Source organism: Aeromonas sp. 25-248 (assembly GCF_053005425.1).
Window position 1 is genome coordinate 173087 of sequence record NZ_JBRKTB010000004.1, and the last position, 15753, is coordinate 188839.

Annotated in this window: 16 protein-coding genes; 4 read left to right on the forward strand and 12 right to left on the reverse strand. The window is 63.9% G+C overall.

The window, feature by feature from the left end; genetic code table 11:
- The first annotated feature begins 3 nt into the window (after positions 1–3).
- The gene (locus tag ACVDHI_RS08880) at positions 4–480 is read left to right on the forward strand and encodes a hypothetical protein (RefSeq protein WP_167824847.1); all 477 of its coding nucleotides are present in this window, start codon (positions 4–6) and stop codon (positions 478–480) included.
- Positions 481–577: 97 nt separating this feature from the next.
- On the opposite strand, the gene ACVDHI_RS08885 is transcribed toward ACVDHI_RS08880, so the two are convergent.
- From ACVDHI_RS08885 to ACVDHI_RS08895, 3 genes are all read right to left on the reverse strand, one after another.
- Complete coding sequence (locus tag ACVDHI_RS08885; RefSeq protein WP_039039881.1) at positions 578–874, reverse strand: winged helix-turn-helix domain-containing protein; 297 nt, start codon at positions 872–874, stop codon at positions 578–580.
- Positions 871–1401, reverse strand: coding sequence for a DUF1523 family protein (locus tag ACVDHI_RS08890; protein WP_447211995.1), 531 nt, complete (start codon positions 1399–1401; stop codon positions 871–873). Before ACVDHI_RS08890 ends, ACVDHI_RS08885 begins: the two co-directional genes overlap by 4 nt.
- A 178-nt stretch (positions 1402–1579) precedes the next feature.
- Positions 1580–3202, reverse strand: a complete 1623-nt coding sequence (locus ACVDHI_RS08895; protein ID WP_447211996.1) for a methyl-accepting chemotaxis protein — start codon at positions 3200–3202, stop codon at positions 1580–1582.
- A 164-nt stretch (positions 3203–3366) separates the two neighbouring features.
- On the opposite strand from ACVDHI_RS08895, the gene ACVDHI_RS08900 reads away from it, so the two are divergent.
- Positions 3367–3999: a LysE family translocator gene (locus ACVDHI_RS08900; RefSeq protein WP_039039878.1), complete on the forward strand. Its 633-nt coding sequence runs from the start codon at positions 3367–3369 to the stop codon at positions 3997–3999.
- Positions 4000–4125: 126 nt separating this feature from the next.
- Here the strand turns inward: ACVDHI_RS08900 and ACVDHI_RS08905 are convergent, their stop codons facing one another.
- The 7 genes from ACVDHI_RS08905 to ACVDHI_RS08935 form a co-directional block, all read right to left on the reverse strand.
- Entirely contained in the window at positions 4126–5229 is a 1104-nt protein-coding gene (locus ACVDHI_RS08905) for a beta-N-acetylglucosaminidase domain-containing protein (protein ID WP_447211997.1), read from the reverse strand.
- A 45-nt stretch (positions 5230–5274) separates the two neighbouring features.
- Positions 5275–7002 carry a potassium/proton antiporter gene (locus ACVDHI_RS08910; protein ID WP_201894913.1) on the reverse strand — a complete coding sequence of 576 codons (1728 nt, stop codon included), beginning with the start codon at positions 7000–7002 and terminating at the stop codon, positions 5275–5277.
- Between the two features lie 268 nt (positions 7003–7270).
- Positions 7271–7417, reverse strand: a complete 147-nt coding sequence (locus ACVDHI_RS08915) for a hypothetical protein (protein WP_010674048.1) — start codon at positions 7415–7417, stop codon at positions 7271–7273.
- Positions 7417–8103 (reverse strand): M15 family metallopeptidase, encoded by a 687-nt coding sequence (locus ACVDHI_RS08920; protein WP_029314223.1) that lies wholly within the window; start codon positions 8101–8103, stop codon positions 7417–7419. The genes ACVDHI_RS08915 and ACVDHI_RS08920 overlap by 1 nt, the downstream gene beginning before the upstream one ends.
- A 29-nt stretch (positions 8104–8132) precedes the next feature.
- Complete coding sequence (gene dapE, locus ACVDHI_RS08925; RefSeq protein ID WP_447211998.1) at positions 8133–9260, reverse strand: succinyl-diaminopimelate desuccinylase; 1128 nt, start codon at positions 9258–9260, stop codon at positions 8133–8135.
- Between the two features lie 22 nt (positions 9261–9282).
- Entirely contained in the window at positions 9283–9633 is a 351-nt protein-coding gene (locus ACVDHI_RS08930; protein WP_039039874.1) for an ArsC family reductase, read from the reverse strand.
- A gap of 363 nt (positions 9634–9996) precedes the next feature.
- The gene (locus ACVDHI_RS08935; RefSeq protein WP_010674057.1) at positions 9997–10311 is read right to left on the reverse strand and encodes a hypothetical protein; all 315 of its coding nucleotides are present in this window, start codon (positions 10309–10311) and stop codon (positions 9997–9999) included.
- 285 nt (positions 10312–10596) lie between these two features.
- Between ACVDHI_RS08935 and dcuC the strand changes: the two genes are divergently transcribed.
- On the forward strand, positions 10597–11973 hold the full coding sequence (dcuC, locus tag ACVDHI_RS08940) for a C4-dicarboxylate transporter DcuC (protein ID WP_069652810.1): 1377 nt from the start codon (positions 10597–10599) through the stop codon (positions 11971–11973).
- A 137-nt stretch (positions 11974–12110) separates the two neighbouring features.
- Positions 12111–13250 (forward strand): M20 family metallopeptidase, encoded by a 1140-nt coding sequence (locus ACVDHI_RS08945; RefSeq protein WP_447211999.1) that lies wholly within the window; start codon positions 12111–12113, stop codon positions 13248–13250.
- Positions 13251–13320: 70 nt separating this feature from the next.
- Here the strand turns inward: ACVDHI_RS08945 and ACVDHI_RS08950 are convergent, their stop codons facing one another.
- Together ACVDHI_RS08950 and ACVDHI_RS08955 are read right to left on the reverse strand one after the other, a co-directional pair.
- A complete protein-coding gene (locus ACVDHI_RS08950; protein WP_447212000.1) occupies positions 13321–13977 on the reverse strand; it encodes a Dph6-related ATP pyrophosphatase in 657 nt (218 codons plus the stop codon).
- 126 nt (positions 13978–14103) lie between these two features.
- Positions 14104–15447: an anaerobic C4-dicarboxylate transporter gene (locus tag ACVDHI_RS08955; protein ID WP_041215561.1), complete on the reverse strand. Its 1344-nt coding sequence runs from the start codon at positions 15445–15447 to the stop codon at positions 14104–14106.
- Positions 15448–15753: the final 306 nt, after the last annotated feature.

The window sequence follows — 15753 nt, forward strand, 5'->3', positions numbered from 1 at the left end:
GGAATGTGGAAAGGGACGTTGGCGCTGCTGACATGCATGCAACTGACGGGTTGCGCGACCCCGTTCGAGAAGATGTGGCAGGGGCTGGCGACCTGCGAGCTGGACACCCTTCATCTCGACATCGAGACCGGGCGCCCGGCCAATCCGCAGCTCGCCATGTATACCCCTGACAAGGTGAGCGAGGGCTTTGCCTGGTACAAGGTCCATCAGGAGTTGCACGGCCTGCCCATCGTCGGCTTCCTGGTGCCGGCCTCCACCTTCGAGGTACATGCCCTCTTCGTGGATACCCCCATCGCCAATGCCCGCAGGCTGACCCACAACGCCTATGGCAGCGAATTTTCCGACGAGAGGCTGCATGACGAGGGGATGGCCCCCCTGTTGCTGCGCGACCCCAACAATCCCAAGCGCTCCATCATCGACTGTACCCGGGGTGAGTCGGCGGAGCCGCTGCCGGAAGCGTCTTTCGACGAAGGGGAGTGAGTCCGGGGGAGGGCAACGGGATATCAGGCCAGACAAGAAAGGGGACAGCCGCAAGGCTGGCCCCTTCTCTATGGGAGGCAGAGCAGGGCCCGGGGTGTCAGGGATACCCCAGGGTCTGCCTGATAACGGGAAGCTGCGCGGCAATCCAGGCCGGATTGATGGGCCCCCAGTCACTGATGCGGTAGTGCCCCTGCAGATGGCGAGCCCCCTCGGTCTGCTCGAAGGCGCACTGGATGTCGAGCTCAGCCAGGGCGCTGAGGGTGTCCTGGGCGGTGCGGCGCGGCATGCCGGTTGCCTCCATGATGGCGGGCACGGTGTCCGTGCCCTGACTGATGAGGTGAGCCACGTAGAGCCGGCGATAGAAGCTGGTGCGGGTCTTGCTCGGCTCGCTCATATCTCGTCCTCGAGGCGATCGAAGTAGCGCCAGGTGGCGATGGCCACCTTGCCCATCACCAGGGCCCAGACACCGAACCAGAACCAGCGGAAGAAGCTCCAGGTGGAGGCATCGGGCTCGGTGCTCGCGATCTTGGTGACGTTGGGGAACATGGAGAACATGTTCACGCGCCAGCCGTAGGAGGTGATGATGGCCAGGCGTTTTTCGAACTCCATGGACTTGGCCTTGGCCTGGACGTCGGCGGCGTTGAACTTGAAGTAGAAGGGCCAGCCCCATTCGGTGTCTTCATTGCGAAACACCCGGATCTTCTCACCGGGGCGCTCGGTGTAGATGTAATAGACGTCGGTGGTGGGGCCGTCAGCCGGGTTCTTCTGGCTGATGGGGCCATCCTTGTCGGTGCGCTTCACCTCCACCCCGGTGATGGTGGCGATGGTGTGTTCCGGCAGATAGAAATCGAGCCAGAGTGCGGAGAGCAGGGCGATGAGGCCGAGCGTGATAAAAGCGGGTTTCTTGAACTTCAGGCTCATGATGATCTCTCGATGAGGGGGAGTGACGTGCCTCTACCATACCCACATTTGCGAATGCAGCCCAGCCCCCAATGACACCTTGATGGCAAAAACCCGTTTTAAACAGGAGGCGTGAAGGGGGAGGGGCAAGTGCGGGGCCTGCGCCGGGCCCCGCGGTATCGAAGAGACCCTCTCGGGATCAGAGCTGGAACTGGGCGAGCTGCCTGCGCTGCTGCTCGGCGAGCTGTGACAGTTCGTGACTGGCGGCGGCACTCTGGCTGATGCCGGCGGCGTTCTGGTTCACGATCTCGTGGATGTTGGTGAGGTTGCGGCTGATGTCGGCGGTGACGCAGGATTGTTGTTCTGCCGCGGTCGCCACCTGGGCGTTGGCACCGTTGATCTGGTTGACCGCGTCCGTGATGCCCCCCAGCAAGGCCTGTACCTCGGCGGAGAGCTGCTGGTTGTGGCCGAGGATCTCCAGGGTCTGCTGCACGCCGCTGTTGGCGGAGAGGGACTGGCTCTGCAACTGCTCGATGATGGCCTGGATCTCCTTGGTGGAGTCCTGGGTACGGGCAGCCAGCAGGCGCACTTCGTCGGCCACCACCGCAAAGCCGCGGCCGCTTTCACCGGCGCGGGCCGCCTCGATGGCGGCGTTGAGGGCCAGCAGGTTGGTCTGCTCCGAAATGCTCTGAATGACTTCGATCACCTTGCCGATCTGCTCGGACTGGGACTTGAGCCTGGCCACCACAGTCGCGGCGTTCTCCAGACTGCCCGCCATGCGGCCGTTGGCCTCGATGCTTTCGGCAAACAGGGCCAGCCCCTGCTCGACCCGACTGTTGGCATCCCGGGCCAGCTCGTCGGCCAGGGCGGCGTTGTGGTTGACGTTGTCGGCGGTGCTGGCCAGCTCGGTGACGGCGGAGGCCACCTGTTCGGTCTCACCGCGCTGCTGCTGGGCGTTGACCTCTGCCTGGGTCATCACAGCGGCAAGCTCGGTGGCGGCGGAGGCCACATTGCCGCTGATGCCGGTCAGGGTCTGGATGGTGTTGGCAAGCTGGCTCAGGGTCCGGTTGATATCCCTGGCGAGCTGGCCCAGTTCGTTGTTGCCTTCGGCATTGGCACGCACGTTGAAGCGGCCGAGGGCGACGGCGTGCATCACCTCCTGCAACTGGCCGATGGGCTGCACGATGCGCCCGGAGATCCACCAGCCACCCAGCAGGGCCGCGATCAGGGTGCCCCCCATCAGCAGCAGGGTGTGCAGCAGGGTCGCGCGGTAGTGGGCCTGCTCCTCGGCAATCTCAGTCTGGGTCAGCTGATTGATGTGGACGGACATGGCATCGATCTGCTTGATGAGCGCCTCCCCCAGATCGCGAAAGTGCAGGCGGGCCTGCTCATAGGCGGCGGGATCGCCACTGCCTTGGTACTTGGCGGTCAGCAGGGGCAGCATGCTGCTGCGGGTATGGCCGAGGTAGGCCTGCAGGGCGGCCGCGACCTGACGGTTGTCCTGCTCGGCACCGGTGACAACCAGTCTGGTCAGGATGGCGCCAATCTCCTGTTCGGCGGCGGAGAGCTGAGCCGGCAACTGGGCGAAGAGGGCCTCATCGTACAGGCCGTAGATGGCGTTGGTGCGCAGTCGGTAGGTGGCGTGGATCAGGGCCGCGATGTCGTCCTTGTGGCGGGTGACGCTGGCGGTGGTTTCATTCATGTCCTGAATGGCACCGTCGATTTCCTGTTTGCTGATCACGGCCATCAGCAGCATCAACAGGCTGGCGAGCAGGAGAGGGATAAGCACTTGAAGACGAATGGACAGATTATTCAATGACATGAAAGATCCTAACCCGAAAGAGGAGTGAGGCGGCATCTTACACAGGCGCGACAATCCTTGTCACAGGGTTTTTAATGCTGAATTCTTGCTGAATGAAAAGGTTTTTCTTGTGTTAAAAGAGTGTGATAGGCAAGATCGTCTGCTTGTTACCCTGGAGGTGTAGTGTGTCCGACTGGATTGATCCCGCCATCTTGGCGCTCTTTATTCCCACGTTCTTTTTTGTCTCAGTAACCCCCGGTATGTGCATGACCCTGGCGATGACCCTGGGCATGAGTCTGGGGGTGCGCCGTACCCTGCACATGATGTGGGGGGAGCTTGTCGGCGTCGGCCTGGTCTCCGTGCTGTCGGTGGTCGGGGTGGCGGCAGTCATGCTCAACTACCCGGCCCTGTTCTCCGCATTCAAATATGTAGGTGGCGCCTACCTGGTCTGGCTCGGCATCCAGATGTGGCAGGCCAAGGGCAAGATGGCCATCCCAGCGGATCTCTCGGCGGGTCAGCAGACCAGCCCAATGGGACTGGCCGTGCAGGGTTTCGTGACCGCCATCGCCAACCCCAAGGGGTGGGCCTTCATGGTCTCCCTGCTGCCCCCCTTCATCAATGCGGCCAAGCCGATGGCACCCCAGATAGGGGCCCTGGTCGCGCTCATCCTGGTCATCGAGTTCTCCTGCCTGATGCTCTATGCCAGCGGTGGCCGCACCTTGCGCCATTTCCTCGCCAAGAGCGGCAATGTCACCCTGATGAACCGGATAGCGGGCTCTCTCATGCTGTTTGTCGGGGTCTGGCTGGCATTCGGCTAAACACCCGCTCAATCTGCCGCCCTATGTGACGCCATGGGGCACCTGAAGAGAGATCATGCAAAAAGGCCACCTCCCTGCCCGGGAGGTGGCCTTTTACATGGGCCCGTTTTTCATGGACTCATGGGGTCAGTCGGTCAGGCAGTCCGGATCGAACACGTATTCCCCGGCCAGCCAGCGCAGGATCTCGTTCACGCAGGCCTGATCCTGGAACGGCAGGTAGCGGCTCTTGAGGTGGATGACCTGCTCGGGGGTGAGCTGGGCCAGACCGATGTCCTGGAAGAGCGGCAGGTCGGCCTGGATCATGGCAGAGATCTGCGGCCCGCAGGTGGCGTTGAGGGAGGCGTGCAGCGCCTTGTCAGGATCGTACTGCTTGCCGAGCTTGTAGCTCATGGGCAGGGTGGCGAGCGGCAGGGCCGAGAGGGCCGCCTGCTTCATGGGATTGACCGCATGGCCGCTCACGAGATCCGCCAGCTCTGCCGGACGGTTTTCGAAGGCGCGCAGGTGCAGGAAGCTGCTCGCCTTGCTGCCGTCGTTGACCGGATAGTTGTCCCACAGGAAGGGCTTGCGATGGAGCCAGTCGGCGGCCTGTTTGAGGTGGGCAGCCGGATACTCGGTGGAGCAGACTTTGGGGCCGGTCCAGAAGACATCGATGCGCCTGTCGAGCCCCTGACCCAGATCCTGCAGATAGTGGGGGGGCATGGCACCGAACACCTTCTCCAGCACCGGATCCGTGCTGTAGTAGCTGGGGCAGAACAGCAGGCGGCCTGCGTCGGTGTGGGCCGCGATGTCGTGGGCGATGGTGAGCTGCCAGTGGGCGAGGTCCGGGGTGTCCCCCTTCATGTCGTCAAACAGGATCGCCAGGATATCGGGCTTGAGCGCCTCCTCGATGAGCCTCACCTTCTCCAGCAGGGCGGGTCGCTGGCGGGCATAGTCGTGATGGGCCCCCATGGGGCTCAGGCCCACCCCGAAGGCCAGACCGTTCTCCCGGCACTGGCGGGCGAGCTGGCACAGGGCTTCAAGCTGGTCGGCGGGCCAGTGCGTGGCCCAGTGCTTGCGTAGGTAGCCGTCTTCCTTGGGGGCGTAGAGGTAGAAGCCATAGCCGTGGCGGGGCAGCCACTGGGCGTAGCGGGCACGGGCTTCCCAGCTCCAGCCCTTGCCAAAGAAACCCTCGATGAGGCCCAGCTTGGGCGAGGGAGGATACAGACCGGACAACAGGGTTTGATAAGGCATGGTTCACTCCCTTCTCACACAAATGCGGGCTACGATGGCCGGCGCCTAGACGGGGTCTTCTTCCAGGAAGCGCACCCCTATCTTGCGGGGTTCACCCTCTTCCATTTCCGCCACCGTCCAGAGCAGTCCCTGCCAGGCGACATGGTCACCGACCACCAGATTATCGCCCAACTGGTGGGCAATAAAATCGCCGAGGCTCTGATCCGCCATCTCGCTCACATCCAGCCCGTAGAGCGGGGCGAGATCCACCAGCCTGGCGTTGGCCTCCAGCAGGAAGTCACCGAAGAAGCGCGGGCCCAGATCCTGCTCCGGCGCCTGGCTGAAGAGCTGACCGAGGGCGGGCAGGTCGTGCTCGTGGCCGATGACGCACAGGATGTCATCGGATTGCAGGCAGGTACTGCCCGAGGGGTGGAGCAGCTCCTGGCCGCGGAACAGGGCGCAGATGCGGGTGCCCTGGGGCATGCGCAGCTCCCGCAAGGGAGAGCCGATGCACCACTTCTCGGCGCTCAGGCGATAGACGAAGGTCTCCCACTGGCTGTCGAGATCGATTTCCAGCCCAGAGCGGTTGATGGGAGAGGGCGGTGCGGGCACCTCCACTCGCGCCAGCTTTGATGCCAGCGGCAGCGAGCTGCCCTGCAGGATCAGCGAAACCAGCACCACGAAGAAGGCGACATTGAAGTAGAGCTGGGCATTGGGCAGCCCCGCCATCATGGGGAAGACCGCCAGGATGATGGGCACGGCGCCGCGCAGCCCCACCCAGGAGATGAACCAGCGCTCGCGGGGCGCGAAGTTCTTGAACGGTAGCAGTCCAATCCAGACCGACACCGGACGGGCAAACAGGATCATCCACATGGCCAGAGCCAGCGCTGGCAGGGCGATGGGCAGCAGCTTGTGGGGCGAGGCGAGCAGCCCCAGCACCAGGAACATGCCGATTTGGCTGAGCCAGGTCAGGCCATCCAGCACGGAGAGGGTGGTACTGCGGCTGCGCAGGGAGAGGTTGCCAAGCAGCAGGCCGGTGAGGTAGATGGCCAGGATGCCGCTGCCCCCCACCGCCGTGGTGAGGGCGAAGATGAGCAGGCCGCCGCTCACCGTGAGCAGGGGGTAGAGACCGGGGGCGAGCTTGGCACTGTTGATGAGCTTCCACAGCAGCCAGCCCCCCGCAAGGCCGATGCCAGCGCCCAGACCAAACTGCTTGACGAGTTGCAGCAGCAGGAAGCCGGCATCCAGCCCCTGCTGGGCGGTAGCCAGCACTTCGATCAGGGTGACGGTGAGAAAGACCGCCATGGGATCGTTGCTGCCCGATTCAATCTCCAGGGTGGCGCTGACCCGCTCGTTGAGGCTGCGCCCGCCGAGCAGGGAGAAGACCGCCGCCGCATCGGTGGAGCCGACGATGGCACCGATGAGCATCCCCTGCATCAGGTTGAGGTCGAACAGCCAGGCGGCGGCGAGGCCCGTGAGGCCGGTGGTGATGGCCACCCCGACCGTGGCCAGCGAGAGCGCGGGCCAGAGTGCGACCCGAAAGGAGGAGACCCGGGTGCGCATGCCGCCGTCCAGCAGAATGATGGCCAGTGCCAGGTTGCCCACCAGGTAGGCGACCGAGTAGTCGGCGAAGTGGATGCCGCCGGGACCATCCTCACCCGCCAGCATGCCAACGGCGAGGAAGATGACCAGGATGGGGATGCCGACTCTGGAGGAGAGTGCGCTCAACAGGACACTGGCGCCCACCAACAGGGCACCGATGAAGAAGAAACTGTTGACGGTGGTGGCATCCAATGGCGAACTCCTTATGGCGGGCTGCAAAACAGGCACATTATATGCAGATTGACCCCCTTTGTGTGGCTTAATTGTGCATTGTTTTGCAGTTTTTTACGTTTGTTGCGCAGTTTTCAATCAGGGCGAGGGCGAAGTGACCGCGCGGGAAAGCGAAGGGAAAGGGGGCAATGGATGGGGCTTTCAGGGCCGGCTCAGGGGGCGGCAGAGGGCGGAAAAATGCCGTGGACGGGAAGGGGGCAGGAGCGCCGACGGGCTCCTGCGAGGAGGGTCAGTCGTCCTCGTCGTCCTTGACCTCCCGGATCTTGTCCTTGTACTTGGGCAGCTGTTTCTCGAGCTGCTTCATGTCCTTGATGGCGTTGAGAAACAGGCCGAGCAGAAACAGCAGCGGCAAGCCTATCCATAACCACAAGCTCATCAGAATCTCCTTTCGTGGTGTGCCGGGGTGACATAGCGGGCCAGGATCTCGTCGAGATGAGCCAGGATGCACTCCTTGCCTTCAATATCCGCCCGTTCCAGACAAAGCGCCAGCGCCGCCGGATCCAGTGCCAGCCCGTCGGATTCGGGCGCGAAGCTCAGGTGCCAGGGCTCGTAGGCCACCCCCTGATCCGGTTGCTCCCCTTTTGCATAGGGCAGGAAGAAGCCGAAGTCGTTCATGTGATCGTCCAGCCATTCGCGCAAATCGGCAAACCAGCCGCCCGCCTCGTACTCCCAGGGTTCCAGCGCGAGCCGGGTGCCGGCGGGGAGGCAGTCCGGATCGTAGATGTCGAGATCCGTGCCCCAGTGATGGCGGCTGGTGCCGGGCAGGGCGCTCCAGTGCAGGATGGCGTGCAGTCGCTCGGTCTCGCCCAGTTGCAGGGCATCGAGGGGCTGGTTGTGCGCATCCAGCAGAGGGCGCTCCCCGCGCCATTTGCCGTTCCAGATGGCGAGCTGGCGCTCGAAGCCGCGCCAGCTGGAGGCCGCCTGCAGGTTGAAACCGGCATGGGCGGCAGCCACCTGCATGTCGTTGAAGGCCGCCGCGGTGGCGGCGGTCAGACGATGGGGGCCGCGCCCCACCAGGATGAGGTGGCTCTCATCCAGCCCAAGCAGTTGATCCTGATTCATGGTCTGGTCTCTCTTGTCCGGAGCGCTGCTCATGCCAGCAGTCGTGCCAGCACCCCTTGGTACATGTCCGCCAGCAGATCCAGATCGTCCGCCTTCACGCACTCGTTCACCTTGTGGATGGTGGCGTTGACCGGGCCGAGCTCGATGACTTCCGCCCCGGTGGGAGCGATGAAGCGCCCATCGGACGTGCCCCCCGTGGTGAGCAGGGCCGGCTGCTGGCCGTTCACTGCCGCCACGGCGGCGACGGTGGCGTCCAGCAGGGCGCCGGTGTCCGTCAGGAAGGGCTGGCCGGAGAGGGTCCACTTCAGCTCGAAGTCCAGGCCGTGACGGGTCAGCAGCGCCTCGACCCGCTCGCGGATAGCCGCATCGGTGAGCTCGGTGCTGAAGCGGAAGTTGAACTGGACCTGCAACTCCCCCGGAATGACGTTGGAGGCGCCGGTGCCGCCCTGGATGTTGGCGATCTGGAAGCTGGTGGGGGGGAAGTAGGCGTTGCCCTTGTCCCACTCGATGGCGGCGAGCTCCGCCAGCGCCGGGGCCGCCTTGTGGATGGGGTTGTCCGCCAGATGGGGGTAGGCGACGTGGCCCTGCACCCCGCGCACCAGCAGATCGCCGGTGATGGAGCCGCGACGGCCGTTCTTCACCACGTCCCCGACCTGGGCGGTGGAGGAGGGTTCGCCGACGATGCACCAGCGGATCTTCTCGTTGCGTGCCTCCAGGGTGTCGATGACGCGCACCGTGCCGTTGATGAAGGGCCCCTCTTCATCCGAGGTGATGAGAAACGCGATGGAGCCCTTGTGGTCCGGGTGCTCGGCCACGAAGCGCTCGGTCGCCACCACCATGGCGGCCAGAGACCCCTTCATGTCGGCGGCGCCCCGGCCATGGAGCATGCCGTCCTTGATGGTCGGCTCGAATGGCGGGGTGTCCCACTTCTCCAGGGGGCCGGCGGGTACCACGTCGGTGTGGCCGGCGAAGCAGAAGAGGGGACCCTCGTTGCCACGGCGTGCCCAGAGGTTGGTGGTGTCCTCAAAGACCATGGGTTCGATGACGAACCCCAGGCGCGCGAGGCGCTCCGCCATCAGGGTCTGGCACCCTTCATCCAGGGGGGTCACGGAGGGGCGGCTGATCAGATCCTTGGCCAGTGTGATGACGTCCGACATCGGTGTTCCTTAACAGAAAAAGTTAACGGGAGAAGAGGGATTGATAGAGATCTGCCTTGAAGCCCAGGGTCAGGGTACCGTCCTGGTCCAGCAGCGGGCGCTTGATCATGGCCGGGTGGGCCAGCAGCAGGTCACGGGCCTTGGCGGTGTCGAGCCCCTGTTTTTCTGCTTCCGGCAGGGCGCGGAAGGTGGTGCCACGGGTGTTGAGCAGGGCTTCCCAGCCCAGCTTGGCGAGCCAGAGATCGAGCTGCTCCGGGCTCAGACCGTCGGCGCGGTGATCGTGAAAGCGGTAATCGATACCCGCCTCCTCCAGCCACTTGCGGGCCTTCTTGATGGTGTCGCAGTTCTTGATGCCATAGAGGGTGGTGGCCATGGGGGATCCTTTGTCTGCGGGCCGGCGGCCCTGAAATCGTGCAAGGGCCCGATTCTGGCATTGTGGCCCCCCCATGGCAACGCTCATGGCCGGATGGGCTGGTTTTACCAGTCAGGCCGAATGGAGAAGGGAGGGAGCCGCGCGCCAGCACACGCTGGTCTGTGACGGGATGCGCTGCGGTATCAAAGGGGGAGACCGGGGGCAGGAGGCCCTTATGCTGCACGCCTGGCCGGATAGGACGACAGGGGGCAGGGCGCCTCACAGGGACACACACCTGGCCTGGGGCCGGGGAAGAAACGGTGGGGGCCAAAAACCAGAACGCGCCTGCTGGTATGGGCGCGTTCCGGATTCAGGGGGCGGCACTCAGTGCAGGGTGGTCCACTCGTGATCGAAGACCCGTGCCCGCTCCCAGGGGGCATCCGGCAGGCTGGAGGAGAGGCCGGCGTATTTGCCCACGTCATCCATCACGATGGCGGAGAGAATGGGCAGGTGATTTTCGGTGCAATACATGCGGATGCGTTGCAGCAGGGTGCGCAGTTCATCCTGGCACTGCTCCAGCCCGGCCTGCCTGGCCAGTTTGGAGTAACGAATGGTGGTGCGTTCCTTTGCAGACTCGACGAGGATGTCCCACAGCTTGCAGTCGCAGGTCGGGGTGCCTGCGGTGGCTTGGTTTGTCATAACTCTCTCCGGTGCGAAATGGTCGCTCTGTGTCGACGGGCATCTTGGCCAGTTCACCCCGGCGGGATGTTGATCCAACGCAAACAAAGTGGCGGTTGTCGGTCAGGGATACCCTGGGGAGCATTCTAGATCCAGTTTCGTGATGTTAAATGTCGTTTTTAGTTTTATTTTTGGAGTAAAAATCTGCAACCGTTTGCTTTTTCCATCTTTATTGATGGTGATCAAGAGGAAAGGGGAGATCCCCCACTAGATTGCGCTTCTCGATAATCTTGTCAGGAGTGCACCTTGGAACTCGTCTTCGTCTTGCTCGTGCTGATCGCCGTGGTCTACGGCATCATCAAGGATTACAACCCGCAGGCGGTGCTGGCGCTGGCGGGCATGGCCCTCTTTGCGGTGGCCTACTGGCTGGGATTGCACCCCATTCTGCCCGCCGACAAGAGCACCGGCTTCGCCCTGTTCGACCTGTTCGAGGTGTTCAAGGGGATCTTCTCCTACCGGGCGGCCGGGCTCGGCCTCACCATCATGGCGGTGGCCGGCTTTGCCACCTACATGTCCCACATCGGCGCCTCCCAGGCCCTGGTGCGGGTGGCGGTCAAGCCGGTGGCGGGCATCCAGTCCAGCTACCTGATGCTGGCCATCTGCTACCTGGTGGCGGTCTTCGTCTCCCTGTTCGTCACCTCTGCCACCGGCCTCGGCCTGCTGTTGATGGTCACCATGTACCCTGTGATGCGCAACCTCGGCATCAGCCCGGCTTCCGCCTGCGGCGTCATCGCCACCTCCCAGGCGTTCGAAATCGGCCCGACCCAGACCAACGCCATCTTCTCCGCCGGTCAATCCGGCATGGATCCCACCAGCTATTTCGTTGACTACCAGATCTGGCTGGTGGCTCCCATGTTGCTGGTGACCATGGTGCTGCACTTCTTCTGGCAGCGGCACTGTGACCGCCAGGAGGGCTGGGATCCGGCCCTGCATCGCGGCGAACACGCGGAGCTTGACGAAAAAGGGGCAGATGAGGTGGCCGCGCCAACCTGGTACGGCCTGCTGCCCATCATCCCCTTCGTGCTGATGATGACCTTCTCCAAGCTCCTGGTGACCAGCATCAGCGTCAGCGTGGAGGTGGCCATGCTGCTGTCGGTCTTTATCGGCATGCTGTGCGAGCTGCTGCGCACCCGCTCGGTGCGCACCGCCTTCGCGGGGCTGTCCAGCTTCCTCGACGGCATGGGCAAGGTGTTCGGCCCCGTGGTGGCGCTGATCGTCTGTGCCGAGCTCTTCGCCGAATCCCTCAAGGCCATCGGCGCCATCGACACCCTGCTGCACTCTGCCAGCAATGCCGGCATCGGCAGCGGTCTGATGACCCTGGTGATGGTGGGGCTCATCATGGTGGCGGCGGTCATCATGGGCTCGGGCAACGCGGCCTTCCTCAGTTTCTCCTCCCTGGCCCCCGCCGTGGCGGCCAAGTTTGGCGTGCCGGCGGTGACCATGCTGCTGCCGATGCAGCTCGCTTCCAGTATCGGTCGCACCGTCTCCCCCATCGCGGCGGTGCTCATCGCCTGTGCGGGCATCGCCAAGGTCTCTCCCTTCGTGGTGGTCAAGCGCACCAGCGTGCCCATGGCGGGGGCCCTGGTGACGGCGCTGCTCCTCAACTATCTGCTGTTCATGTAAAGGCTCTGGTGTAGAGGTGGCGGCCAGTTGATCCACGCTGGCCGACCGCCGTTGACGAGGCGGCGCCGAGTGCCCGCCCACTCTTATCGTTGCAAAAACAGTCTGTGTTTTACGCAGATTGTTCCATGGAGAAGACAATGAACGACCTCAAGCGCCCGTTTTCCCTCGATACCTATCTGGCGGATCTGGCCCCGCTCATCAACCTCGACTGCGGCACCCGCACCCCGGCCGGGGTGGCCCGGGTCGCCGACATCATGACGGAGAAATATGAGGCCATCGGCTGGCAGGTGACCCGCCACCAGTTCGCCGCCGAGTGCGGCCCTTGCCTGGAGGCAACCAATGCCCCGGGGGCGGATCACTACGATGTCATGCTGGTGGGCCACATGGACACCGTCTTCCCCGAGGGGACGGCGGCCAAACGCCCGCTGAAAGTCGAAGGCAATCAGGCCTTTGGCCCCGGCGTGTCGGACATGAAGAGCGGCCTGCTCTCCACCTGGTATGCCTTGAAAGAGCTGGACCCGGCCGTGCTGGCCAGGCTCAAGGTGCTGGTCTGCTGCAACTGCGACGAGGAGATAGGCTCTCCCTGGTCCAAGGACTGGCTGGTGGAGAAGGCTAGACAGAGCAGCTGTGTGCTGGTGGCCGAGGCGGCCCGCCCGAGCGGGGATCTCATCAGCGCCCGCAAGGGCAATGCCAAGTACCGCATCACCTTCCACGGCAAGGCCTCCCATGCGGGCTCGGCCCTGGCACAAGGGATCTCCGCCATCACGGAGCTGGCCCACTGGGTGCTTGCCATCAACGAACAGGTCAACATGGAGACCGGCACCACCATGAACGTGGGGGTGGTGCAGGGGGGCACCGGCGTCAACGTGGTGCCCGACTTTGCCGAGGCGATCGTGGATTTGCGCTTCTGGCGCAACGAAGAGGCGCAGGCGGTGCACGACCGGCTCACCTTCATGGCCAACAACCCCTTCCTCGCCGGTTGCCGGGTCGAGGTGGCGCGCCAGAGCTTCAAGCCCGCGATGCGCCCGAGCGGCGACACCGAGGCCCTGATGGCACTGGTGGAGGCGGCAGGCAGGGAGGAGGGAGTCCCCTTCACCTGGCTGGAGGCCGGTGGCGGCTCCGATGCCAACTTCACCGCGGCGGCGGGCGTGCCGTCGCTGGATGGCTTCGGCCCCATGGGGGGCGGCTTCCACTCGGAGGCGGAGTTCCTGCTGCTGGAGAGCATCGAGCCGCGCATCCGCCTGCTGAAGCGGGTGCTGGGCAAGCTGGCCAAATAGGTCAACGTTAAGGACAAGCAAAACGGGAGGCCAGCGCCTCCCGTTTTTTATGTGTCGCCCTCGTGAGAGGTCATTCCTCGTCCTCCAGCAGATAGGCAAGGTGCTCCTGGCGCGCCACCTGCCAGTGGCCGAGCGTCAGCGGCGCCGCAAACCCGGGGCCGTCGGTCACCATGGTGTGGTACTCCCCCTGCTCGCCGCAGGCATCGAAGCCATCCCGATCCGCCAGTTGCTGCAGATCGCTGAGGGTGCCAGCATCGAGCCTGCGCCCCACCCACTCGGGGGCCAGTACCCGGGTATCGACGCAGGAGAGGTGGGCGACGATGCCGCGGGCCAGCATGTCCGCCAGCAACGCCTCGCGGGGTTGTTGCCAGAGCGGGGTGTGAACGGTGAGCCCCAGGGGGCGACAGCGCTCGCGGATCCAGTTCGGCGCGCCCCCCACGCTGTCGATGTCGCCGGTGACGACCCCATCGAGTTGCCACTCCTGTTTCAATGCCGCCAGGGCCCGCTCATAACCGAGATCGAAGGGCGCTTCGATGGTGACCAGCCGATGGGGCAGTGCGAGGGCCGCCGCCTGACGGCGAACCTGTGACAGGGGATGGGCGAGAAAGCGGGGCGCTGGCGGGGCAAAGGTGATCAGGGCCACCACCTGATGGCCCGCTTCCCGGGCGTGGCAGAGGGCCTGCATGGCATCCTTGCCGCCGCTCCAGAGCAGGATGACGCGAGACATGGGGGATTTCCGCAAAGAAAAGAGGGGTCATGCTACCCAGAGTGGGGGGCGATGGCAAAGCGCGGGTCGGAGATGCGGGGATAAAAAAGCGGCTCCCACGGGGGAGCCGCTCGCACTGGGTGCCTGTTACAGCAGGATGCTGGTCAGGATGAAGCCCAGGGTACAGGAGGTCACCACCCCGATGAGGCCCGGAATGATGAAGCTGTGGTTGATGATGAACTTGCCGATGCGGGTGGTGCCGGAGCGGTCGAAGCCGATGCAGGCGAGATCGCTCGGGTAGGTCGGCAGCACGAAGTAGCCGTAGCTCGCCGGCAGGAAGGCGATGAGCAGTTTGGGTTCGACCCCCAGCGCCAGCCCCATGGGGGCGATGGCGGTGAGCGCCGCGGCCTGGCTGTTCACCAGCTTGGAGATGAGGAAGAGCACCAGGGCGTAGGTCCAGGGCTGGGCCTGTACCACGTGGGCCAGGGTCTCCTTGAGCAGCGGCATGTGGGCCTGGAAGAAGGTTTCGCTCATCCAGGCGACCCCGAACACTGAGAAGATGGCGACCATGCCCGCCTTGAAGACGGCGCCGTTGGCGATCTCCCCCGGCTTGACCTTGCAGCGCATCAGGATGATGGCGCCGGCGATCAGCATCATCATCTGGATCACCAGGTTCATGGAGAGAGGGCCCGTCTTCTCCTTGATGGTGAAGACGGGGCGCAGCGCCTCATCGGCCCCCAGCAGCACCACGGCAGCGATGGCGGCGAAGAAGATCCAGGTGGACCAGTAGGCCTCTTTCGGGAACTTGGTGTTGAGCAGGGTTTCACCACCGCCGTAGATGAAGTCCCGCTGGGCAGGGTCCTTGATCTTGGCCTGGAACTCCTCGTCCTTGTCCAGATCCTTGCCGCGGCGCAGGCTCCACAGGGCCGCCATCATGACACCCATGAGAGAGGAGGGGATGGCGACCATCAGGATGTCGAGCAGACCGTAGGCCTGACCCACGCCGTGAGCCGCCGCCAGGATGGAGACCATGGAGACCACGGCCACCGAGACCGGCGAGGCGCAGATGGCCATCTGGGAGGCAACGGACGCCACTGCCATGGGGCGCTCCGGGCGGATGTTCTTCTGCAGCGCGATGTCGGCGATGATGGGGAACATGGTGTAGACCACGTGGCCGGTGCCGCACAGGAAGGTGAGGGTCCAGGTAGTGAGCGGCGCCAGCAGGGTGATGTACTGGGGGTGGCGGCGCAGCAGACGCTCGGCCACCTGCATCATCAGGTTGAGACCGCCGGCGGTCTGCAGGGTGGCGGCGCAGCCAATGACCGCCAGTATGGTCAGCATCACTTGCACCGGCGGCTCGCCCGGCACCAGGCCGAAGACGAAGGTCAGCAGGAACAGACCGATACCGCTGATAAGACCCAGCCCCATGCCCCCGAAGCGGGTACCCAGCAGCAAGCAGCCGAGTACCACCAAAAATTCCATCAAGATCATTCCATTACCTCGTGTGTTTTATCCATGTCCCCATCGGCCAGCTGCCCGGGATCCGCTGTCATCAATTACCCCTGAAGGGTTAATGGATATTTTGTCACCCCTAAAGGGGTAAAAAATTGCGTTGCTTCAACAACCGGCTTTTTTCCGATTTAAGTGCATAAAAACTACGGCTCAGCCCTTGAACAGGGGGCCGCGTCCTGGCCCACACCAGATAAATGACGGGAAAGGTGGGGGAGCGCACAGGGTTGGGAATGCAAAAGGCGGGAATAACGGGGGCGGGAAGAGCGAGGCAGGCATAAAAAAAGC